Origin of the sequence: Stenotrophomonas sp. SAU14A_NAIMI4_5 (genome assembly GCF_003086795.1) — a bacterium.
GTDB lineage: Bacteria > Pseudomonadota > Gammaproteobacteria > Xanthomonadales > Xanthomonadaceae > Stenotrophomonas.
On sequence record NZ_CP026003.1, the window covers coordinates 274,430 to 296,190 of the forward strand.

Annotated in this window: 17 protein-coding genes; 10 read left to right on the forward strand and 7 right to left on the reverse strand. The window is 68.6% G+C overall.

Features of this window, described 5'->3' with window-relative positions; genetic code table 11:
• Nucleotides 1-51: 51 nt before the first annotated feature.
• A complete protein-coding gene (locus C1925_RS01190; RefSeq protein WP_108767337.1) occupies nucleotides 52-1,308 on the forward strand; it encodes an MFS transporter in 1,257 nt (418 codons plus the stop codon).
• A gap of 100 nt (nucleotides 1,309-1,408) precedes the next feature.
• On the opposite strand, the gene C1925_RS01195 is transcribed toward C1925_RS01190, so the two are convergent.
• Entirely contained in the window at nucleotides 1,409-2,317 is a 909-nt protein-coding gene (locus C1925_RS01195; protein WP_108767338.1) for a LysR family transcriptional regulator, read from the reverse strand.
• Nucleotides 2,318-2,390: 73 nt separating this feature from the next.
• Between C1925_RS01195 and C1925_RS01200 the strand changes: the two genes are divergently transcribed.
• Nucleotides 2,391-2,690, forward strand: coding sequence for a hypothetical protein (locus C1925_RS01200; protein ID WP_216821987.1), 300 nt, complete (start codon nucleotides 2,391-2,393; stop codon nucleotides 2,688-2,690).
• A gap of 324 nt (nucleotides 2,691-3,014) precedes the next feature.
• On the opposite strand, the gene C1925_RS01205 is transcribed toward C1925_RS01200, so the two are convergent.
• Nucleotides 3,015-3,983: a LysR family transcriptional regulator gene (locus C1925_RS01205; RefSeq protein ID WP_108767340.1), complete on the reverse strand. Its 969-nt coding sequence runs from the start codon at nucleotides 3,981-3,983 to the stop codon at nucleotides 3,015-3,017.
• Nucleotides 3,984-4,093: 110 nt separating this feature from the next.
• On the opposite strand from C1925_RS01205, the gene aceB reads away from it, so the two are divergent.
• The 4 genes from aceB to C1925_RS01225 all read left to right on the forward strand — a co-directional run bounded on the left by aceB (nucleotide 4,094) and on the right by C1925_RS01225 (nucleotide 11,004).
• The gene (aceB, locus tag C1925_RS01210; RefSeq protein WP_108767341.1) at nucleotides 4,094-5,731 is read left to right on the forward strand and encodes a malate synthase A; all 1,638 of its coding nucleotides are present in this window, start codon (nucleotides 4,094-4,096) and stop codon (nucleotides 5,729-5,731) included.
• 69 nt (nucleotides 5,732-5,800) lie between these two features.
• The gene (aceA, locus tag C1925_RS01215; RefSeq protein WP_108745712.1) at nucleotides 5,801-7,102 is read left to right on the forward strand and encodes an isocitrate lyase; all 1,302 of its coding nucleotides are present in this window, start codon (nucleotides 5,801-5,803) and stop codon (nucleotides 7,100-7,102) included.
• Between the two features lie 320 nt (nucleotides 7,103-7,422).
• Entirely contained in the window at nucleotides 7,423-8,463 is a 1,041-nt protein-coding gene (locus C1925_RS01220; protein WP_108767342.1) for a GGDEF domain-containing protein, read from the forward strand.
• Between the two features lie 15 nt (nucleotides 8,464-8,478).
• Entirely contained in the window at nucleotides 8,479-11,004 is a 2,526-nt protein-coding gene (locus C1925_RS01225; RefSeq protein ID WP_108767343.1) for a putative peptide modification system cyclase, read from the forward strand.
• On the opposite strand, the gene C1925_RS01230 is transcribed toward C1925_RS01225, so the two are convergent.
• The gene (locus C1925_RS01230) at nucleotides 10,991-11,290 is read right to left on the reverse strand and encodes an NHLP-related RiPP peptide (RefSeq protein ID WP_108767344.1); all 300 of its coding nucleotides are present in this window, start codon (nucleotides 11,288-11,290) and stop codon (nucleotides 10,991-10,993) included. The two genes, C1925_RS01225 and C1925_RS01230, sit on opposite strands and share 14 nt — an antisense overlap.
• A 135-nt stretch (nucleotides 11,291-11,425) precedes the next feature.
• Between C1925_RS01230 and C1925_RS01235 the strand changes: the two genes are divergently transcribed.
• The gene (locus C1925_RS01235; RefSeq protein WP_108767345.1) at nucleotides 11,426-12,628 is read left to right on the forward strand and encodes a putative peptide maturation dehydrogenase; all 1,203 of its coding nucleotides are present in this window, start codon (nucleotides 11,426-11,428) and stop codon (nucleotides 12,626-12,628) included.
• Nucleotides 12,629-12,652: 24 nt separating this feature from the next.
• Here the strand turns inward: C1925_RS01235 and C1925_RS01240 are convergent, their stop codons facing one another.
• From C1925_RS01240 to C1925_RS01250, 3 genes are read right to left on the reverse strand one after another with little or no spacing between them, the layout of a single operon-like run.
• The gene (locus tag C1925_RS01240; protein WP_108767346.1) at nucleotides 12,653-14,635 is read right to left on the reverse strand and encodes an acetyl/propionyl/methylcrotonyl-CoA carboxylase subunit alpha; all 1,983 of its coding nucleotides are present in this window, start codon (nucleotides 14,633-14,635) and stop codon (nucleotides 12,653-12,655) included.
• A 41-nt stretch (nucleotides 14,636-14,676) separates the two neighbouring features.
• Nucleotides 14,677-16,287, reverse strand: coding sequence for a carboxyl transferase domain-containing protein (locus C1925_RS01245; protein ID WP_108745717.1), 1,611 nt, complete (start codon nucleotides 16,285-16,287; stop codon nucleotides 14,677-14,679).
• 10 nt (nucleotides 16,288-16,297) lie between these two features.
• A complete protein-coding gene (locus C1925_RS01250; RefSeq protein WP_108767347.1) occupies nucleotides 16,298-17,461 on the reverse strand; it encodes an isovaleryl-CoA dehydrogenase in 1,164 nt (387 codons plus the stop codon).
• Between the two features lie 158 nt (nucleotides 17,462-17,619).
• Between C1925_RS01250 and C1925_RS01255 the strand changes: the two genes are divergently transcribed.
• From C1925_RS01255 to C1925_RS01265, 3 genes are all read left to right on the forward strand, one after another.
• Complete coding sequence (locus tag C1925_RS01255) at nucleotides 17,620-18,237, forward strand: TetR/AcrR family transcriptional regulator (RefSeq protein ID WP_108767348.1); 618 nt, start codon at nucleotides 17,620-17,622, stop codon at nucleotides 18,235-18,237.
• Nucleotides 18,238-18,477: 240 nt separating this feature from the next.
• Complete coding sequence (locus tag C1925_RS01260) at nucleotides 18,478-18,996, forward strand: c-type cytochrome (RefSeq protein WP_079224832.1); 519 nt, start codon at nucleotides 18,478-18,480, stop codon at nucleotides 18,994-18,996.
• Between the two features lie 265 nt (nucleotides 18,997-19,261).
• Nucleotides 19,262-20,707 (forward strand): ExeM/NucH family extracellular endonuclease, encoded by a 1,446-nt coding sequence (locus tag C1925_RS01265; protein WP_108767349.1) that lies wholly within the window; start codon nucleotides 19,262-19,264, stop codon nucleotides 20,705-20,707.
• Between the two features lie 181 nt (nucleotides 20,708-20,888).
• Here the strand turns inward: C1925_RS01265 and C1925_RS01270 are convergent, their stop codons facing one another.
• Nucleotides 20,889-21,746: a hypothetical protein gene (locus C1925_RS01270; protein ID WP_108767350.1), complete on the reverse strand. Its 858-nt coding sequence runs from the start codon at nucleotides 21,744-21,746 to the stop codon at nucleotides 20,889-20,891.
• Nucleotides 21,747-21,761: the final 15 nt, after the last annotated feature.

The window sequence follows — 21,761 nt, forward strand, 5'->3', positions numbered from 1 at the left end:
ACGCTGGTCCCCGTACCTCCACGTCGGCCGCCCCCACGGCCCTTCGATCCCATGACTGGCGAAACTGCGGCGTCCCTCAGCGGCCGCCTCCGCACCTCCGATTCCGTTGTCGATACCCGCATCCAGCAGGGCACCCCGGCGTTCCGGCGCACGGCGGTCGCGCTGTTCCTGGCGGGGTTCTCGACCTTCGGCCTGCTGTACACGGTGCAGCCGCTGCTGCCCGAGTTCAGCCGCCACTTCGGGGTGTCCGCCGCCGGCAGCGCGATGTCGCTGTCGCTGAGCACCGGCACCCTGGCCGTGGCCATGCTGCTGGCCGGCCTGCTGTCCGATGCGATCGGCCGCCGGCCGATGATGATCGCCGCGCTGATGGCCTCGGCCCTGTTGTCGCTGTGCACCGCACTGGTCGATGACTGGACCACCATGCTGGTGCTGCGCACGCTGCTGGGCCTGGCCCTGAGCGGGGTGCCGGCCGTGGCGATGACCTACCTGGTGGAGGAAATGGACAGCCGCGCACTGGGCCTGGCCATGGGCCTGTACATCGGTGGCAACGCCATCGGTGGCATGAGCGGGCGCCTGCTGGCCGGCATCATCGCCGACCACTGGGGCTGGCGCTGGGGCATCGGTGCGGTCTCGATCATCGCCGTGGCCAGCACCGTGCTGCTGTGGCTGCAGCTGCCGCCGTCGCGGCACTTCCAGGCCCGCCGCGGTGGCCTGCGCCAGCTGCCTTCGCGCTGGCGCACGCTGTTCGCCGACCCGGGCCTGCCGTGGCTGTTCGCCACCTCGTTCGTGCTGATGGGCGTGTTCGTCACCCTCTACAACTACCTGGGCTACCACCTGCTGGCGCCGCCGTACCACCTCAGCCAGACCGTGGTCGGCCTGATCTTCAGCGTGTACCTGGTCGGCACCTTCAGCTCGGCATGGATGGGCCAGCAGGCCACGCGCTACGGTCGCGGCCGCGTGCTGACCATTGCCTTCGGCCTGATCGGTGCCGGCATCGTGCTGCTGTCGATGCCGTGGCTGACCACGATGGCGCTGGGCATCGCGCTGGTCACCTTCGGTTTCTTCGGCGGCCACTCGGTGGCCAGCAGCTGGGTCGGCAGTCGCGTCGGTTCGATGCGTGCCGAAGCCTCGGCGCTGTACCTGTTCGCCTATTACTTGGGCAGCAGCGTGCTCGGCGCCGTGGGTGGCCTGGCCTATGCCGCCTGGGATTGGCTGGGCGTGTGCCTGTTCACCGGCGTGCTGACCCTGCTCGGCGGTGGCATCATCTGGGCCCTGCAGCAGCGCGCCCCGCAGCCGGTTGCTGCCTGACAAATGCCCGGTAGTGCCGGCCGCTGGCCGGCAACACGACCTGTGTTGATGGGTCGACGGTAGCGCCGGGCCATGCCCGGCGAGCGCGCAGCGCGGCGCATCACCCGCCCGCGAACGCCCCGCGCAGCAATCCGGCGAAATTGCGGATCAACGGCGTCACCCCTTCGCGGCGCCACGCCAGCTGCACTTCCGAATGCGCCCCGGCATCGGCCAGCGGCACGAAGCGCGCGCCTTCCACCCGGATGTGGTCGCATGACGACGGCAGGATCGCCGCACCCAGACCGGCTGCCGCCAGGCTGATCAGCGTCGATGCCTCGCCCGCCTCCTGCACGATGCGCGGGGTGAATCCCGCCGCCGCACACAGCGCGATCATGTGGTCGTGGATGCCGGCCCCGGCACTGCGGCGGAACGCCACGAACGGCTCCTGGGCGAAATCACGCAGCGCCAGCGTGCCCTGCTTCGACAGCCGGCGCAGGGCAGGGTGGTCGGCGTGCACGATCAACGCCAGCGGATCGACAAACAGGCTGTGCGCCACCAGTTCCGGCGGCAGCGCACGCTTGCGGATGATGCCCACGTCCAGGCTGCCATCGAGCAGCGCATCGATCTGCTGCAGGGTGTTCATCTCGCTCAGCTGCAGGCGCACCTGCGGGTACTGCTGCCGGTACTGCAGGATCGACCGCGGAATCTGCGGCGACAGCGGCGTGGCCCGGGTCAGGCCGATATGCAGCTCGCCCTGCTCACCGCGCTGCGCGCGCTGCACCTCGTCCACCGCCGTTTCCACCTGCTGCACGATGGCCCGCGCCCGCTCCTGCAGCAGTTCACCCGCGGCAGTGAGCTGCACGCGGCGATGGCTGCGCACGAACAACCGCGCCCCGATCAGCTCCTCCAGCTGCCGGATCTGCTGGCTGAGCGGCGGCTGCGACATCCCCAGCCGCTCGGCCGCCTGGCCGAAGTGCAGCGTATCGGCAACGGCGAGGAAGTAGCGCAGGTGGCGGAGTTCGATGGACATGCAGCAGCGGCAGATGACACGCCCGGTCGGCCTGCCTATCTTACGGGCAGGAACCTGCAACGGCCGGAGCGCCATGACTCGCGACCCGACAATCCATGTCGAGTGGCTGGATGCCTTTCTGATCTGGGCTGAAAACCATGGCACTGCCACGCGCTGCCGCCCGACAGAAAAGCCTGCCGGTAGCCTCGACATCGACACTGAGCACGTTGTTTCCAACATCACCTACTGGAGCTCGGGCGAGTGCGATGCAGCAATCCTCGACGTCAGCTCGGGGCAGTCGGTCTACCAGCGCAGCTGGAGCGACCTGCAGCCGGCTGATTTCGACACGGCCTTCGCGCCGTGGTTGGCCATCGTGCGCGGCCACAGGACGTAATCGCCATCGGCATGAGTTTCACATTGGGTTGGATCGCGGCCAAATGTCAGGCGTCGCAGAAATGGGGTCAGAGCCCGTTGCGCAGGAACGGGATCCGACCCCGTGCCGACCAACGGTCGGCACCCACCAACAACCGCGACCAACTGTCAGAGGCGGGGCGGTGTGGGTGGGCAGGACCGTTGGCGCCATGGATGGCGCCATCGAGCCCCCATGGATGGGTTTACGGCGTGTCCTGACCACTCACACCGCCCCGCCATCCCACGGAAAGCCCGCTGTTGCCGTTGACGTTGCCGGCCAGCGGCCGGCACTACCGCAGGTGCACCCCTACCGCTCGGAATGCCCGCTCTGGTCGTAATCGCGCGGACTGAACAACTCCGGCTGGATCAGCTCCACAAACGCCCGCGCCTGCGCCGACAACGCCTTGCCCCGCCGCACGATCACCCCGTAACTGCGCTCCGGGAACCAGCGCTTCATCGACCGCGCCGCCAGCCGCTCATGGTCGCTCTCATGCAGGCACAGCGCCGGCACGATGGAAATGCCCATGCCCATCGCCACGTACTGCTTGATCACCTCCCAGCCGCCCACCTCCAGCGCCACCGTGTAGGCGATGCGGTGGCGCTGGAACACCTGGTCCACCAGCCGGTAGGTGATCTGCCGCTTCGGCGGCAGCACCAGCGGGTAGCGCGCGATGTCGGCCAGCTCCAGCTCGCCACCACTGGCCAGTGGATGATCGTGTGGTGCGATCAGCACCTGCTCGAAGCGATAGGCCGGCGCATAGGTCAGGTCGGCCGGCACGTCGGTCATCGACCCGATCGCCAGGTCGGCCGCGTCCTCGCGCAGCAGGTCGGTGCCATCGGCACTGATCGCGTTGTGCAGGGTCAGGCGCACGTCCGGATGGTGCAGGCGGAAGCGTTCGACGATCTTCGGCAGCAGGTAGAGGATGGTCGAGCTGTTGGCGGCGATGTTCAGCTCGCCCGCATCCAACCCGCGCACCTTGTCGCGGAAGCGCGCTTCCAGCCCGTCCAGGCTTTCCACCAGTGGCTGCGCCATCTCGTACAGCACCTGGCCCTCGCGGCTGGGCACCAGGCGGCGCCCGCTGCGCTCGAACAGCGGTACCCCCAGCTCACGTTCCAGTGCCTGCAGCTGCAGGCTGATCGCCGGCTGGCTGACGAACAGCGCCTCAGCCGCCCGTGAGACCGAGCCCAGGCGCACCGTCTGGCAGAACGCCCGCAGCGGCTTCAGCCGGTCGGATTTGTAGGAAAAACGCGGACTTGGCGGGCTGCGCGTGGTCATGGCGTCATAAGTATTAGCACACCTTATGTGGAACATTGCAAAAACTGTTTTGCCAAATACTCGGCCCGGGCGGCACTTTGGGGGCGTTCCCCCACCGCTGGAGTCGCCCCATGTCCGCCGTTGCTTCCGCCGTTTCCTCCACCCCCGCCAAGGCCACCCCCGGTATCGCCCTGGCGACCCGCGTGGCCGGCCAGGAGACCGTGCTGCCGGCACCGCTGCTGGCCCTGCTGGTCTCGCTGCACCGGGCGGTGGAACCGGGCCGGCAGGCGCGGCTGCAGGCCCGCCGCGAGCGCCAGGCGTTCTTCGACCAGGGCGGCCTGCCGGACTTCCGCGGCGATACCGCCGCGATCCGCAGCGGCGACTGGCGCGTGGCGCCGCTGCCGGCCGCGCTGCAGGACCGCCGCGTCGAGATCACCGGCCCGACCGACCCGAAGATGGTCATCAACGCGCTGAACTCCGGCGCCAAGGTGTTCATGGCCGACTTCGAGGATTCGACCTCGCCGACCTGGCGCAACCTGCTGGCCGGGCAGCAGTCGCTGGCGGCCGCCGTGCGCGGCGATCTGGAATTCACCGCGCCGGCCGCCAACGGCAAGCCGGGCAAGCACTACACCCTGCGCCCCTTTGAGGAACAGGCGGTGCTGATCGTGCGCCCGCGTGGCTGGCACCTGGACGAGAAGCACGTGCGCGTCGATGGGCAGTTCATCGCCGGCGGCCTGTTCGATGCGGCGGTGTTCGCCTTCCACAATGCCCGCACGCTGCAGGCCAAGGATCGCGGTCCGTACTTCTACCTGCCCAAGCTGCAGAGCATGGAAGAGGCCGCGCTGTGGGAGACCGCGCTGTCGCACATCGAAGGCATGCTCGGCCTGCCGCACGGCCAGATCAAGGTGACCGTGCTGATCGAAACGCTGCCGGCGGTGTTCGAGATGGACGAGATCCTGCACGCCCTGCGCGAGCGCATCGTCGGCCTCAACTGCGGCCGCTGGGATTACATCTTTTCCTACCTGAAGACCTTCCGCCGCCACGCCGACCGCGTGCTGCCCGAGCGTGGCCAGGTGACCATGACCCAGCCGTTCCTGAAGGCGTATTCGGAACTGCTGATCCAGACCTGCCACCGCCGTGGCGCGCATGCGATGGGCGGCATGGCCGCGCAGATCCCGATCAACAGCGATGCCGCCGCCAACGAACAGGCCATGGCCCGCGTGCGCGCCGACAAGCTGCGCGAAGTCAGTGCCGGCCACGACGGCACCTGGGTCGCGCACCCGGCGCTGATCCCGGTGGCGATGGCCATCTTCGACGAACACATGCCCACCGCGAACCAGCACCAGGTGCTGCGCCAGGACGTGCGGGTGGGCCGCGATGAACTGATCGCGCGGCCGCCGGGCAGCATCACCCGCGCCGGTTTCGAGGGCAACGTCGAAGTCTGCGTGCGCTACCTGGCCGCGTGGCTGGACGGCAACGGCTGCGTGCCGATCCACCACCTGATGGAAGACGCGGCCACCGCCGAGATCAGCCGCAGCCAGCTGTGGCAGTGGCTGCACACCCCGGGCCAGCAGCTGGACGACGGCACCGCCATCGACCTGCCGCTGCTCGACTCCGCCCTGGCCCAGCTGCCGGCGCGGCTGGGCGATACCCGCGCGCTGCCCGGTGGCGCCCGCATCGGCGAGGCCATCGCCCTGCTGGGCGAACTGAGCCGCAGCGACGAACTGACCGACTTCCTGACCCTGCCGGCCTACGAGCACATCGACTGACGGCCTGTTTCCCCGAATCCATCCCAGCCGGGCAGCGCCCGGCTCTACAACACCGAACTGGAGAAAGACATGAGCACCCTGCCCACTGCCGAACAGATCCAGCACGACTGGGACACCCACCCGCGCTGGGAAGGCATCCAGCGCAACTACAGCGCCGCCGACGTGGTGCGCCTGCGTGGCACCGTCCACATCGAGCATTCGCTGGCCCGGCTGGGCGCGGAAAAGCTGTGGAAGTCGCTGCACGAGCGCGAGTTCGTCAATGCGCTGGGCGCGCTGACCGGCAACCAGGCCATGCAGCAGGTCAAGGCCGGTCTGAAGGCGATCTACCTGTCCGGCTGGCAGGTGGCGGCCGATGCCAACCTAGCCGGGCAGATGTACCCGGACCAGTCGCTGTACCCGGCCGATTCGGTGCCGGCGGTGGTCAAGCGCATCAACAACACCCTGCTGCGCGCCGACCAGCTGCACCATGCCGAAGGCAAGGATGACATCGACTTCCTGCAGCCGATCGTGGCCGATGCCGAGGCCGGCTTCGGCGGCGTGCTCAACGCCTTCGAGCTGATGAAGGCGATGATCGAAGCCGGTGCCGCCGGCGTGCACTTCGAGGACCAGCTGGCCTCGGTGAAGAAGTGCGGGCACATGGGTGGCAAGGTGCTGGTGCCGACCCGTGAGGCCATCGAGAAGCTCAACGCCGCGCGCCTGGCTGCCGACGTGCTGGGCGTGCCGACCCTGCTGGTGGCGCGCACCGATGCCGAAGCCGCCGACCTGCTGACCAGTGACATCGACGGCAACGACCAGCCGTTCACCACCGGCGAGCGCACCGTGGAAGGCTTCTACAAGACCCGCAACGGCCTGGACCAGGCGATCAGCCGTGGCCTGGCCTACGCCCCCTATGCCGACCTGGTGTGGTGCGAGACCGGCAAGCCGGACCTGGAGTTCGCGCGGAAGTTCGCCGAGGCGATCCATGCGAAGTTCCCCGGCAAGCTGCTGGCCTACAACTGCTCTCCCAGTTTCAACTGGAAGAAGAACCTGGACGACGCCACGATCGCCAAGTTCCAGCGCGAGCTGGGCAGCTACGGCTACAAGTTCCAGTTCATCACCCTGGCCGGCTTCCACGCGCTGAACTACGGCATGTTCAACCTGGCCCATGGCTATGCGCGCCGGCAGATGAGCGCCTTCGTGGAACTGCAGGAAGCCGAGTTCGAAGCGGCCGAGCGTGGCTTCACCGCGGTCAAGCACCAGCGCGAGGTCGGCACCGGCTACTTCGATGCGGTCACCCAGGCCATCCAGCAGGGCCAGTCCTCGACCACTGCGCTGACCGGCTCGACCGAGGAAGAGCAGTTCCATGGCGGCCGCAGCGAGCGCGCCGCCTGACCCCACCTCGACCCGGTAGAGTCGAGCTTGCTCGACTGACGTGACCGCACCCGAAGCCAGGGCGGTCGAGCAAGCTCGACTCTACCCGGGCCTTCGAACCGATCAGGGTGGCCAGGGAAGGGCCAGACGACGCCGGCAGGTCGGGGGACCTGCCGGTGTTGTTGTGTCCGGGGTGCCGCCGCCCCTGAACTACCCTCATGAATGCGGGTTGCCCGCCTGATCGGTCCCGATCGTGGTGTCTTCATGAAAAATGAGAAGACGCGCACAGTTTGATTCACTGCTATGCTCCGCTCCTCACCAGGGGACGCTGGCGGCGGGAAATGACCGGCAGGGGTGCGGCCGAGAACATCGACATGACGACCGGTATCGCCCAGGTGGCGATGGCCGAGATCGTGCACGCCCTGTTGTCGGACGAGGAAGTCGCCCTCTTTGCGCGCTTCGCGCGGCCCCTGAAGGTCGAGGCCGGGCAATGGCTGTTCCACCGCGGCCACCGCGGCGATGGCATGTACGTCATCGTGGAAGGATTGATCGAACTGGATTTCGGCGAGGACCTGGTGACCAAGACGCTGGGACGACATGAGTTCTTCGGTGAACTGGGCCTGCTGGTGGGGGACCATCCGCGCAGCGCCGGCGCGCGCGTGATCGAAGACTGCCACGTGCTGGAACTTGGCCCGGCCGATTTCCATTGCCTGGTCGAATCCGATCCGGGGCTGGTGGCCTACTTCCTGCGCCGCACGATCATGCGCGTGCTGACCAACGAACAGGCCCTGATCAGCCAGCTCCGCCGGCGCAACCACGATCTGGAAACCGCGCTGGACAACCTGTACATCACCACCCATCAGCTGACCCACACGCGCGAGCTGGTGCGTACCGATGAACTGACCGGCCTGCACAACCGCCGCGGCCTGACCCTGTACCTGCAGGAATGCCGCAGCCAGCCGCAGGGCGCACCGCAGGCGCTGCTGCTGATCGACTGTGACCGCTTCAAGCAGGTCAACGACCGCCACGGCCACCAGGCCGGTGACCGCGTGCTGCAGAGCATGGGCAACATCCTGCGCTCGATGGCCGGCGAACACGACCTGGCCTGCCGCCTGGGCGGTGATGAGTTCTGCCTGATCCTGCGCCATGCCGACCGAGAGGCCGCACAGCACGCCGCCGAGTTCATCCTCAGCGCGGTGCATGGCCTGCTCGAACGCAGCCATGGCAACCCGCACGTCACCCCGGCCAGCATCGGCGTCAGCCTGCTGGCGGCCGATGCGGACTGGAGTGAATGGTATGCAGGCGCGGACCGTGCGCTGTACCGGGCCAAGCGCGCCGGCGGCAACTGCCTGCATTGGGCTGACCCTATGGACGGACAGTGAGCGGAGACTGTGGCGATGAACGGCGATTCCGGAACATCGACTCCGCACACCACGCAGCTGCGTGCCCTGCTGTTCACCGATCTGTGCGATTCCACCCTGCTGGTGGAACGGATGGGAGACGCCTCGGCGGCTGAGCTGTTCCAGGACCATGACCGCCTGGTGATGGCCCTGCAGCAGCGCTGGAACGGCCAGCAGATCGACCGCTCCGATGGTCTGTTCATGCTGTTCGAACGCCCGGTGGATGCCCTCGGTTTCGGCCTGGATTACCAGCGCGGCCTGCAGGCGCTGGGCGGCAAGCGCAACATCCTGCTGCGCGCACGCATCGGCCTGCACGTGGGTGAAGTGCTGCTGTGGAACAACAGCGCCGAGTCGATCGCGCTGGGTGCCAAGCCGGTGGAAGTGGAAGGCCTGGCCAAGCCGATGGCCGCGCGCCTGATGCAGCTGGCGCAGCCCGGCCAGTTCCTGGTGTCGGCCACCGCCGAGTCGATGGTGCGCCGCGCCGCCGGCGATCTGGGCGAGGTCGCGCAGGGGCTGAAGTGGAAGTCCTTCGGGCGCTGGCGCTTCAAGGGCGTGGCGCAGTCGATGGAAGTGTTCGGCCTGCACGACCCGGCGACGCGCGGTCTGGGGCGCCCGCGACAGACCGCGAAGGCATCGCGTGACATCCCGGTCTGGCGGCAGCCGCTGGTGATGACCGCCGAAGTCACCCTGGGCGCGGCGCTGCTGGTCGGCGGCTGGTTGCTGACCCGGCCGCAACCGGCCATCGCCTTCGCCGAGCGCGACTGGGTGGTGGTCGGCGATCTGCGCAACCTGACCGGTGAGACCCTGCTGGATGGTTCCACCCAGCAGGCACTGCGCATCAGCCTGGAACAGTCGCGCTACGTCAACGTGATCAGCGACCTGAAAGCACGCAGCGTGCTGCAGCAGATGCGCGCCTCGCTGGATGCGCCGCTGGACGCGAACAATGCATCCGAGATCGCCCAGCGCGTGGGCGCGCGGGTGGTGTTGATGCCAACGTTGTCCGAAGCCGGCGGTCGCCTGCGCCTGAGCGTGGGCGTGGTGGATCCGGCCAGCCGTGCCACGCTTGCCGTCGAATCTGCCGACGGCCGTGGCCTGGAATCGCTGCTCGCTTCCACCGATGACGTGGTGGCGCGACTGCGCGGCCGCCTGGGCGAGACGCTGGAGCAGGTCGAGCAGGACTCTACGCCGCTGCCTGCGGTCACCACCGGCAGCCTGGATGCGCTGCGCGCCTATTCGCTCGGGCAGAAGCTTTACGCCCGCAACGACTACCAGGGTGCGCTGGCCATGTTCCAGCAGGCGGTGGAGCTGGATCCGGAATTTGCCCTGGCCTGGATGGCGCAGGTCCGTGCGCACTTCGCGGTGGATGATCTTTCCGGGGCGATGCAGGCGCTGGACACCGCCAAGAGCCTCAAGCGCCGCCTGCCACCCCGCGAGGCGCTTTATCTGGACGCGTGGGCGGCGACGCTGCGCGACCGCGGGCAGGCCTCCGATGCATGGCGGCGCCTGTCCAGCCTGTATCCGGACTACTTCGCCGCGCATTACAACGCGGCCCTGTGGCTCTATGCGGAGAACCGGTTCGAGGAATCGCTGCCGTATGCGCGGCAGGCAGCGGATCCGCGGTTTGAACTCAGCAACGTGGCGCACGATCTCCTGGGTCGCATCCTGGTGGCGCGCGGCGATGTGACAGGCGCCCGCCAGGCCTTCAAGCGCGCCATCGATGGCGGGCGCACCGCCAGTAACCGCTACCTGGGGTCGGCCGAGGCCAGCCTGCGCAACTACGCGGCTGCAGAATCGATGCTCGATCGCGCTGCACCGTCCCGCCACGTGGTCATCGAACGCACCAGCATCGCCGTCGACCGCAAGCAGTGGACGCACGCGGTGCAGATCGCCCGCGACGGCAACTCGCAGTTCGCCAGCGCGTCAGGGTTCGACCAGCAGGTGATGCTGGTGCCACTGGCAACCGCGCTGTGGGGCGCCGGCGATGATGATGCAACGCGTGCACAGCTGCGCCACAACGTAGACAGCGCCCTGCGACGGGTCGACAACCGGGCCCCGGCCGACGGTGGCGATGACGCGATGGTGGCACTGGCGTCGGCCCTGTTGTCGGTGCGGATGGGTGACACCGCGCTGGTGGAGCGGGTGCTTGCCCGCTTGTCCCCGATCAATGAGGTGTTGGGTCAGCCGCCGGTTGCGGAAACGATGGCCGTGGTACGCGCCAGCCTGGCCACGCACCAGAAAAAGCCGGATGAGGCGCTGGCCATGCTGGCGCCCTGGTTGACCGGGCAGGCCAGCTTCCAGACCCGCGTGGCCGCGATGGATGCGTACCTGGCCAAGGGCGCCAACGCGCAGGCACTCGCGCAGGCGGACTATCTGGCCGGCAACCGCGGCCGTGCCTATGCCGAGGTGGACTGCGCGTACTGCCTGCAGCCGCTCAACGTCCTCGACAGCAACCGCGCCGCAGGCGTGGCTGCCACGCTGCGCCGCCGGCCGGAGCCGACGGCGGCCGCGATTACGGTCCCTTGAGGGTCCAGCCCGGGCCCGGGCTGGCATCCAGCGCCGGAACCAGCTGACCGAGCTCCCGGGTCAGCATCGTCTGCAGTTCCTGCTTGGCATCATGGATGGCTTCCTTGGAGGCCAGCTGGTTGACGTGGCAGCACACTTTCAGCAGTTCCGCATCAGCGGCAGGCAGGCCAAGGCTGACCAGGGCAGAAGCAGGGTTGGAAGCGAACAGCGCGCGGAACGCATCGTCTTCAGCGAGCGCGCAGATCAGCGCCATGGCGATCGGCGCGGGCAGGGTAGGCAGGGACACGAAGAACCTCGGGAACGGCGACGGAAGAAGTGGACAAGCGTTGTTAGATCGGCCCACGCAGCCCGCACTTGAGTGCGCGATGAAGTTCCGTCGGCGGCGGCCGCTAGTGAACTGCGCCCTTTCGAATCCGATGCCATGTCCGTAGATCCTGCCGTGTCTTCCGCCCGCATCCGACGTTGCGAGATCCTGCTGCTGGAACCGCGCGAGAGCGCCGACTTCGATCTGCAGGACCTGCTCTCCGGCGGTAACGGCATCCGCCGCCAGATGCGCTGGGTGGCACTGGCGCCCCACCTCGGCGAGCCGGTGGACGTGGATGCCATGCAGCGCGAGCTGCTGGGCCGCATCGGCGCCACCCAGTGGCAGGACGTGCCCGCGGACGAGGACGAGCTCGCCGCCTGCGAGGCGCTGCTGCGCCTGGGCCTGCTGGTCAGTGCATCACCCGGCGATGAGGCGGCGCTGCAGGTGCGCCAGGCCGATGATCGCCAGCGCGAGGCGTACTGGCATCCGCTGGCGGCGGTGCTGCATGCGTTCACGCGGTGGGAGGGCGTCGATGCCGTGAAGAACACGCGCGACTCCGGTACCGATACGGCCGTGGGCATGCGTGAGGTGCTGGGGCCGCCGCCGGCACCGACGGCGGTGGCGGCCGATGCGGAAAGCCAGATGCTGCCGCTGCAGGACGACACCGATTTCGATGTGCTGCTGGCGCGGCGTGCGACCTGCCGCAACTTCGATGAGCACCGGCCACTGCCGATGGCGATGTTCTCCACCATGCTGGCGCGCGTGTTCGGTGCACGCGCCCATGTACAGGTCAGCGATGACCTGCGTTTCCAGAAGAAGAGCAGCCCATCCGGCGGCGGCCTGCATCCCACCGAGGCGTACCTGGTGGTGCAGAACGTGGACGGCGTGGCGCCGGGTGTGTATCGCTACCTGCTGGACGGGCACCGCCTACTGCGCCTGCCGGATCCGCCGATGGGACTGCGTGCGTTCGCCATGGAAGCACTGGGCCAGCAGCACTGGTTTGCCAATGCGCACTGCCTGGTGACCCTGGTGCCGCGCTTCGACCGCACGTTCTGGAAATACCGGCGCCACGCCAAGGGCTACCGCGTGGTCGCGCTCGAGGCGGGGCACCTGTCGCAGACGATGTACCTGTCGGCCACCGACCTGGGCCTGGGCGCCTTCATCACCGGCGCGATCAACGAGCGCTGCCTGGAACCGGTGCTGCAGCTGGACCCGGTGCAGCAGGGCGCATTGGCGATGTGTGGTTTCGGCTGGCGCGCGGCAAGCATGGAAACGGCCGAGCTGGACCCGGCCGGCGAGGTCTGGACGCGCGCCGGCTGAGCGCGCGTCCGTCCTTCCCACTTCTCAAGCGGCTTCGAAATCCACCAGCACGGCGCCGTCGCCCACCTGGTCGCCGGCCTTGGCGCGGTAGCCCTTCACCGTGCCGTCGGCCGGGGCCTGCAGGGTGTGCTCCATCTTCATCGCGTCCAGCACCACCAGCGGCGTGCCGCGCTTCACCTGCGTACCGGCGTCGACCAGGGTGGCCACGATCCTGCCCGGCATCGGTGCCAGCAGGCTGCCGGCATCGGCGGTGGCGTTGTCTGATTCACCGACCGGGTCATGCAGGGTGAAGCGGTGCTGGCCATCGGCGCCGAACAGATACAGCTGGTCGCCTTCGCGCAGCAGCTGCAGCTGCCAGCGGCGACCGTCCAGCTGCACGCTCATGTGCTGGCCGTCGGCGCTGCCGAGCACCGTGGCCGGTGCAGCATCATCGCGCTGCACGCGCCAGCCATCGGCCTGCGCCCACACCTTCAACGTGTGCGTGCGCTCGCCCTGCTGCAGCGGCAGCACACGCGGTGCCGAAGCACCGAGGCGCCAACCGTCCTGCGCCTGCCACGGCGAATGCGGATCGCGTGCATCGCTGCCCGCACGCGCGGTACTGGCCACGGCAGCGATGGCCGCCAGCTGCCACAGCGCATCATCGCTGTCGCCCACGGCGTTCAGCGCGGCCTGTTCGCGTTCGATCAGCGCGGTGTCCAGCTTCGCGTGCGCGAACGAATCGGTGTTGACCAGGCGACGCAGGAAACCGGCATTGGTGGTCACGCCCACCACCTGGCAGTCAGCCAGGGCCTGGCTCATGCGGCGCAGGGCGGCCTCGCGGTCCACGTCCCAGACGATCAGCTTGGCGATCATCGGATCGTAGTACGGGGTGATGCTGTCGCCTTCTTCCACGCCGGTATCCACGCGCACGTTCGCCGAAGGCGTCGGCAGGCGCAGGCGGCGCAGGGTGCCGGTGGACGGCAGGAAACCACGGTCGGCATCTTCGGCATACAGGCGCGCTTCGATGGCATGGCCGTGGATGGCCAGCTGTTCCTGGCGCAGCGGCATCGGCTGGCCAGCGGCCACGCGCAGCTGCCATTCCACCAGGTCGGTGCCGGTGATGTACTCGGTCACCGGATGTTCGACCTGCAGGCGGGTGTTCATTTCCATGAAGTAGAAATCGCCGTCCGGGCCGGCAATGAACTCCACCGTGCCCGCACCCACGTAGCCCACCGCGCGCGCGGCATCGACCGCGGCCTTGCCCATCGCTGCACGGCGCTCGGCGCTCATGCCCGGTGCCGGGGCTTCTTCCAGCACTTTCTGGTGGCGGCGCTGCACCGAGCAGTCGCGCTCGAACAGGTAGACCGCATCCCCGTGGGAATCGCCGAACACCTGGATCTCGATATGGCGCGGTCGCTCGACGTACTTCTCCACCAGCACGTGGTCGTTGCCGAAGGCCGAGGCGGCCTCGCGCTGGCAGCTGGCCAGCGCATCAACGAAGTCTTCGCTGCGTTCGACCTTGCGCATGCCCTTGCCACCGCCACCGGCGCTGGCCTTGATCAGCACGGGGTAGCCGATGGCATCGGCCTGCGCGCGCAGGAACACGGGCTCCTGCTGGTCACCGTGGTAGCCCGGGGTCAGCGGCACGCCGGCCTTGGCCATCAATGCCTTGGCCGCGCTCTTGTCGCCCATCGCGCGGATGGCGCTGGCCGGCGGGCCGATGAAGGTGATGCCGGCGGCGGCACAGGCATCGGCGAAATCGGCGTTCTCGGAGAGGAAGCCGTAGCCGGGATGGATGGCCTGCGCGCCGCTGCGGCGTGCGGCCTCCAGCAGCACGTCGCCGCGCAGGTAGCTTTCACGCGCGGCAGCCGCGCCGATGTGGATGGCCTCGTCGGCCAGGCGCACGTGGCGCGCGTTGCGGTCGGCATCGGAATACACCGCCACGGTGGCGATGCCCAGGCGACGGCAGGTGGCGATGACGCGGCAGGCGATCTCGCCACGGTTGGCGATGAGGATTTTGCTGAACATGGCGACGGGCTTCATGGGAGCTTGCTCGGTCATGGCACGGGTCACATGCGGAACACGCCGAAGCGCGTCTGCTGCGGGGCGGCGTTGAGGCTGGCCGACAGGGCCAGGGCCAGGACACGGCGGGTGTCGACCGGATCGATCACGCCGTCATCCCACAGGCGCGCGCTGGCGTAGTAGGGGTGGCCCTGCTGTTCGAACTGGTCGCGGATCGGCGCCTTGAAGGCGTCTTCTTCCGCCGCCGGCCACTGCCCGCCCTTGGCTTCGATACCATCGCGCTTGACCGTGGCCAGCACGCTGGCGGCCTGTTCGCCGCCCATCACGCCGATGCGCGCGTTCGGCCACATCCACAGGAAGTTGGGCGAATAGGCGCGGCCGCACATGCCGTAGTTGCCGGCACCGAACGAGCCGCCGATGACCACGGTGAACTTGGGCACCTTGGCGCAGGCCACGGCCATCACCAGCTTGGCCCCGTCCTTGGCGATGCCGCCCTGTTCGTACTTGCGGCCGACCATGAAGCCGGTGATGTTCTGCAGGAACACCAGCGGGATGTTGCGCTGGGTGCACAGCTCGATGAAGTGCGCGCCCTTCAGCGCGGACTCGGAGAACAGGATGCCGTTGTTGGCGATGATGCCGATCGGGTAGCCGTTCAGATGCGCGAAGCCGGTGACCAGCGTCGCGCCATAGCGCGGCTTGAACTCATCGAAACGCGAGCCATCGACCAGGCGTGCGATCACTTCGCGCACGTCGTAGGGCTTGCGCGTATCGGCCGGGATCACCCCGTACAGCTCGTGCGCCGGCAGCAGCGGTTCCTCGCTGGGCTGCACCGCCATCGCCGGTTCCGGCTTGCGCCAGTTCAACTGGGCGATGATCGCGCGCACCCGTGCCAGTGCCTGCAGGTCGTTGTCGGCCATGTGGTCGGCCACGCCCGAAATGCGCGTGTGCACGTCGGCGCCGCCCAGTTCTTCGGCCGTCACCACTTCACCGGTGGCGGCCTTCACCAGCGGCGGACCGCCCAGGAAGATCGTGCCCTGCTCGCGCACGATCACCGTTTCATCGCTCATCGCCGGCACGTAGGCGCCGCCGGCGGTGCAGCTGCCCATCACGCAGGCGATCTGCGGGATGCCCTGTGCGGACAGGTTGGCCTGGTTGTAGAAGATGCGGCCGAAATGATCGCGGTCGGGGAACACCTCGTCCTGCAGTGGCAGGAACGCACCACCGGAGTCGACCAGGTAGATGCAGGGCAGGTGGTTCTGCTCGGCGATCTCCTGCGCGCGCAGGTGCTTCTTCACCGTCATAGGGTAGTAGGTGCCGCCCTTGACGGTGGCATCGTTGGCCACGATCACGCATTCGACACCGCTGACCCGGCCGATGCCGGCCACCACGCCCGCGGCGGGTACGGCGTCTTCGTACATGCCGTGCGCGGCCAGCGGCGCGATTTCCAGGAAGGCGCTGCCGGGGTCGAGCAGGGCGTCGATACGGTCGCGCACCAGCAGCTTGCCGCGTGCGGTGTGCTTGGCGCGCGCAGCCTCGTTGCCGCCCAGCGCGGTGCGCGCCAGCGTGGCGTGCAGGTCATCAACCACGGCCTGCATGGCCGCGCGGTTGCTTTCGAAGGTGTCGCTGCCCGGTTGCAGCTGGCTGTTGAGGACGGTCATCGCAGTGGCCTTACAGGGTGCGCTGGAACAGTTCGCGGCCGATCAGCATGCGGCGGATCTCCGAGGTGCCGGCGCCGATTTCATACAGCTTGGCGTCGCGCCACAGGCGGCCGGTCGGGTATTCATTGATGTAGCCGTTGCCGCCCAGGATCTGGATCGCCTGGCCGGTCAGCCAGGTGGCCTTCTCGGCGGCATACAGGATGGCGCCGGCGGCGTCCTGGCGGGTGGTGCGGCCTTGGTCGCAGGCGCGCGCCACGGCATAGACATAGGCGCGGCAGGCACCCAGGCCCACGTACATGTCGGCGATCTTGGCCTGGATCAGCTGGAAGCTGCCGATGGCTTCACCAAACTGGTGGCGCTCGTGCACATACGGCATCACCACGTCCATGGCCGCGGCCATCAGGCCCAGCGGGCCACCGGACAGCACCACGCGCTCGTAGTCCAGGCCGGACATCAGCACGCGCACGCCGCCGCCGACCTGGCCCAGCACGTTCTCTTCCGGCACTTCGCAATCCTGGAACACCAGCTCGCAGGTGGGCGAGGAGCGCATGCCCAGCTTGTCCAGCTTCTGCGCGGTGGTGAACCCCTTCATGCCCTTTTCGACCAGGAAGGCGGTAATGCCCTTGGCACCGGCCGCCATGTCGGTCTTGGCGTAGACCACCAGCACGTCGGCATCGGGGCCGTTGGTGATCCACATCTTGTTGCCGTTGAGCACGTAGCGGTCACCGCGCTTGTCCGCGCGCAGCTTCATCGACACCACGTCCGAACCAGCGCCCGGTTCGCTCATCGCCAGCGCACCGACCAGCGCGCCGCTGCACAGGCCGGGCAGGAAGCGCTGCTTCTGTTCCTCGTTGCCGTTCTTGCGCAGCTGGTTCACGCACAGGTTGGAGTGCGCGCCATAAGAGAGGCCGATGCCGCCGGAGGCGCGCGAAATTTCTTCCATCGCCACCACATGGGCCAGGTAGCCCATGCCGGTGCCGCCGTATTCTTCTTCCACGGTGAGGCCCAGCAGGCCCTGTTCGCCCAGCTTGGGCCACAGGGCCAGCGGGAACTGGTTGGTGGCATCGGCCTCGGCGGCCAGCGGAGCGACCTCGGCAGCGGCAAAATGGGCCACGCTCTGGCGCAGCAGGTCGATATCTTCGCCAAGATCGAAGTTCAGGGATGGCACGTGCATTGCGGCGGCTCCACGAGGAAGGTGGGGGAATGGACGCACCCGTCAGGGGGAGGCTGGTGGCTGTTGAAGGCAGCGGCCAGCACGGGCGATGGGCCCAGCGTAGCGGGGTTCGGGAAAGAAGTGAATACAAATTCAAAAATTGAAACTAGAATCAGGATATGGCCTACAAACGCTCTGCATTGATGGAAGAACGGCTGGCCGGGGCCCGTGAACGGATCCTGCTGGCGACCCGCGAGCTGGTTGCGGCCGGGGGCTGGCGCAATGCCCCGGTGACCGCCGTGGCGACCCAGGCGGGGGTGTCCACCGGCTTGATCTACCGGCACTTCCCGTCCAAGGCCGAGCTGTTCGTGGAGGTGCTCAACGCCGCCGTGGCCCACGAGGTGGAGATCATGGAGCGCATCGCCAGCGGCCCCGAGGTGGCCAGCGAGCGCTTGCGCCTGGCGATCACCGCCTTCGTCCGTCGCGCCCTGGCCGGGCCGGGGCTGGCCCATGCCTTCATCGTCGAGCCGGTGGACCCGGACGTGGAGGCCGAGCGCATGCGCGGGCGCCGCGCCTTCGGTGACGTGTTCCTGCGCCTGGTGGAAGAGGGCGTCGCCGCCGGCGAACTACCCGCGCAGGACGCGCATGCCACGGCCGCCTGCCTGGTCGGTGCCTTCACCGAAGCGATGGTCGGCCCGACTGCGCCCAGCCGCGAAGTGCATCGCGACGAAGGTGCGCTGGTGGACGCGATCTGCAGCTTCTGCCTGCGCGCGATCGGCGCCCCCTCAAAACGGTAGCGCCGGGCCATGCCCGGCGGCTGTTGCCGCGCTTCGCGCTCGCCGGGCCATGCCCGGCGGCTGTTGCCGCGCTTCGCGCTCGCCGGGCGTGGCCCGGCGCTACCCGCATGCGGCCACGGCCGCATGCTGCGCCGCACCAGCATCGACGCCTGTTGTCGCACGCGAAGCGCGTTCTATACTCGGCCCATCACGCAGTCGCTCAGCCGTGGTCCAACGACTATCAGCCAGGGGTAACGAAGAGTGCGGAATTACGATCTGGAGTTCCTGAAACGCTTCTCCATGGTGATCGCGCTGCTGGCGGCCATCACCCTCGGTCTCATCCTCCTGGCGGCGTACATCCACACCCGGATTCCGCCCGAGGTGTCGCCCACGGCGGCCAAACGCACCGAGCAGCGCATCTCGCCCACTGGCGCGGTGTATGCCGGCAGCACCGGCGCCGCCGCGCAGGCCGCGGCCAAGGCGGCCGCACTGGCCAAGGCCGCCTCGCAGGTCGCCTACGGCGGCACCAAGGACGGCAAGGTCATCTTCGACAACCTCTGCACCGCCTGCCACACCACTGGCGTTGGCCAGGCCCCGACCCTCGACCACGCGCACTGGGACCAGCGCCTGGCGCAGGGCAAGGACACTCTCTACAAGCACGCCATCGAGGGCTACACCGGCCCGGATGGCGGGATCATGCCGCCCAAGGGCGGCAATCCGGCGCTGACCGAGGAACAGATCCACGCCACCGTGGACTGGATGCTGGGCAACCTGAAGTAACCGCCGGAACGGCCAAACCGGGAAACGGCGGAACGGGGGTAGAGTCGACTGCTAGTCGACTATCGCGCGCAGCGCGGGCTTTTCGGCAACGTAGCGAAGAGCAGTCGACTAACAGTCGACTCTACCCCCGCGCGCCCCCGCCGCCGGTTGCCGGCCAGCGGCCGGCACTACCCGGCTTTGCCTACCAAGGCCGAAACCTGCGCTGCAAGCGGGCCTGCACATTTCGGGGTTAGTCTGTGCGCCCATTTCGTGGAGTCGCCCGTCGATGCGCCGCCGTTCCCTCGCCCTTGCCCTGTCCCTGCTGCTGCCGGCCACCGCCTTTGCCCAGGCCCAGCCGCAGGCCGCGCCGACCCCGACCTCCACCACCGCCCGCAGCAAGGCCCCGGTCGTGCTGACCACGGCCCCGGCCGACTGGCGCGCGCTGGACGGCCAGCACGTGCGCATCGCCGCTCCGCTCACCCTGGCCGGCACCGACGGCCTGGAGCGCTTCGGCCAGCTCACCGTGGCCTTCGATGGCCGCCTCTGGCAGCCCACTGAAGTGGCCGCGCCGGGCACGGCCGGCATCGAACAGGTGATGGCTGACAACCAGCGCCGCCGTCTGGTGCTGGATGACGGCAGCGATGCCCGCGACCCGGGCAGCGTGCCGTACCTGGCCGGCAACCCGGTGCTGCGCACCGGCATGCAGCTGCGCAACGTGGAAGGCATCGTGCGCGTGGACGCACAGGGCCGCCCCAGCCTGCAGGTGCAGGGCACGCTGAAGCTGCCGGAACTGCAGCGCCCGGCGGTGCCGAAGGTGGCCGGCGACCTGCACATCGCCGCCTTCAACCTGGAGAACTTCTTCAACGGTGATGGCCAGGGCGGTGGTTTCCCGACCCTGCGCGGCGCGCGCACGCTGGACGAACACAAGGCCCAGGTGGCCAAGCTGGTCACCACCGTCAACTCGCTCGGCGCCGATGTCGCCGCGCTGATGGAACTGGAAAACGACGGCTACGGCCCGCAGTCGGCCATCGCCGAACTGGTCGATGCGCTCAACCGCGACCGCGGCGCGCAGGGCGACTGGCGCTTCGTCGACGCCGGCAACGGCCCGGGCGACAACCCGATCCGCGTCGGCATCATCTACCGCAGCAGCCGCCTGCAGCCGCTGGGCAAGCCGGCCACGCTGACCGGCGGCCCGTTCGTCGAGCACAGCCGCGTGCCGCTGGCGCAGGCGTTCCAGGCCAAGCAGGGCGCGCCGTTCGTGGTGGTCGCCAACCACTTCAAGTCCAAGGGCTGCCGCGAGGCTGCAGGCGCCGATGCCGACCGGAACGACGGCCAGGGCTGCTGGAACGCCACCCGCGTCGCCTCGGCGCAGCAATTGAACGACTGGCTGAAGACCAACCCGACCGGCACCGGTGCCCAGGACGCGGTGCTGCTGGGCGACTTCAACGCCTATGCGCAGGAAGACCCGATCCGCACCCTGCATGACCTCGGCTGGCAGGACGCCTTCAAGGTGGCCAAGGTCGAGCATCCCTACAGCTACGTCTACAACGGCTATACCGGCCGCCTCGACCACGCGCTGCTGAGCCCGGGCATGGCCAAGCGCCTGCGCGCGGCCGCCGAATGGCACAGCAACGCCGACGAACAGGACGCCAGCGGCTACCAGGGTCGCAACGTGCCGGGCCCGTGGCGCAGCTCCGACCACGACCCACTGCTGCTGGGTTTCGGCAAGTAAGGATTCGCCGGGGCACGCCCGGCGGCTTTCTGTAGAGTCGAGCCATGCTCGACTGCTTTGGGGAAACGCCGGGGTCGGATCCCATTCCAACGGAATGGGCTCTGACCCCAAGGCATCGCGGGGTCTCAAACGCAGGGGTCAGAGCGCATTCCGTTGGAATGGGATCCGACCCCGGGCGGCCTCACCCCCAGGCGATCAATCCGATCGCCAGCACCGCCAGCGCCAGGCCGGCGCGGTTCCACTTCGTGGTGGCCTCGCCGAAGGCGAACACGCCCACCAGCGCGCCCAGCACCACCACGCCGATGTTCATGCCGGCGAACACGGTGGCCGGGCTGTCCGGCATCGACTGGTGCGCGTGTACATAGAAGAGGATGTTGCCGCCGTTGAGCAGGCCCAGCAGCGCGCCGGCGCCCAGGTTGCGCCAGGCCAGCCGGCTGCGGCCGCTGGCATGCCGCCACAGCTGCAGCGCCAGCATCAGCACGAAGGCCACGCTGAAGCTGGCCAGCACCGCCGCCATCGACGGCGTGCCCGACAGCGCCACCTGCTTGAGCAGCACGTCCACCACCGCAAAGCCGCCCCACACGCCCAGCAGCCAGCCCCAGCCACCGGGCGAGGCCGCCACGGCCGGCCCACGCGGGCGCAGGCTGATGGCCACCATCGCCAGCACGCCCAGGCCCAGCCCGGCCAGCTTCCACGGCGTGGCCGTCTGGCCGAAGAACAGGAAGGCCGCCGCCAGCGACAGCAGCAGCGACAGGCGCTGGGCCACGTCGCTGCGGACGATGCCGGCCACCGCCACCGCGCGGCCCAGCACCAGGAAGATCGAGGGCAGCACCACCGCCAGCGCCAGCAGTGACAGCCACGGCGCATGCGGCGCGCGCAGCGCGTCCAGCGGCGGCTGCAGCACCACGGCAGTGAGGGTGGCGGCGACCAGATAGTTCCAGGTCACCATCTGCGGCACGTCCAGCGCGCGGCGGTTGGCCAGCTTCAACAACACCGAAACCAGCACACTGCAGATCACGGCCAGGGACAGGTAGAGCATGGGGCGGGCACAGGG

Excerpts from the sequence above, each read along its gene's own strand:
- C1925_RS01195 (WP_108767338.1), bottom strand. The coding sequence starts at position 2,317 with ATGTCCATCGAACTCCGCCACCTGCGCTACTTCCTCGCCGTTGCCGAT.
- C1925_RS01240 (WP_108767346.1), bottom strand. The coding sequence starts at position 14,635 with ATGTTCAGCAAAATCCTCATCGCCAACCGTGGCGAGATCGCCTGCCGC.
- C1925_RS01225 (WP_108767343.1), top strand. The coding sequence starts at position 8,479 with ATGAACGGCGATTCCGGAACATCGACTCCGCACACCACGCAGCTGCGT.
- C1925_RS01235 (WP_108767345.1), top strand. The coding sequence starts at position 11,426 with ATGTCCGTAGATCCTGCCGTGTCTTCCGCCCGCATCCGACGTTGCGAG.
- C1925_RS01205 (WP_108767340.1), bottom strand. The coding sequence starts at position 3,983 with ATGACCACGCGCAGCCCGCCAAGTCCGCGTTTTTCCTACAAATCCGAC.
- aceA (WP_108745712.1), top strand. The coding sequence starts at position 5,801 with ATGAGCACCCTGCCCACTGCCGAACAGATCCAGCACGACTGGGACACC.
- C1925_RS01220 (WP_108767342.1), top strand. The coding sequence starts at position 7,423 with ATGACCGGCAGGGGTGCGGCCGAGAACATCGACATGACGACCGGTATC.
- C1925_RS01265 (WP_108767349.1), top strand. The coding sequence starts at position 19,262 with ATGCGCCGCCGTTCCCTCGCCCTTGCCCTGTCCCTGCTGCTGCCGGCC.
- C1925_RS01190 (WP_108767337.1), top strand. The coding sequence starts at position 52 with ATGACTGGCGAAACTGCGGCGTCCCTCAGCGGCCGCCTCCGCACCTCC.
- aceB (WP_108767341.1), top strand. The coding sequence starts at position 4,094 with ATGTCCGCCGTTGCTTCCGCCGTTTCCTCCACCCCCGCCAAGGCCACC.
- C1925_RS01270 (WP_108767350.1), bottom strand. The coding sequence starts at position 21,746 with ATGCTCTACCTGTCCCTGGCCGTGATCTGCAGTGTGCTGGTTTCGGTG.
- C1925_RS01250 (WP_108767347.1), bottom strand. The coding sequence starts at position 17,461 with ATGCACGTGCCATCCCTGAACTTCGATCTTGGCGAAGATATCGACCTG.
- C1925_RS01245 (WP_108745717.1), bottom strand. The coding sequence starts at position 16,287 with ATGACCGTCCTCAACAGCCAGCTGCAACCGGGCAGCGACACCTTCGAA.
- C1925_RS01255 (WP_108767348.1), top strand. The coding sequence starts at position 17,620 with ATGGCCTACAAACGCTCTGCATTGATGGAAGAACGGCTGGCCGGGGCC.
- C1925_RS01200 (WP_216821987.1), top strand. The coding sequence starts at position 2,391 with ATGACTCGCGACCCGACAATCCATGTCGAGTGGCTGGATGCCTTTCTG.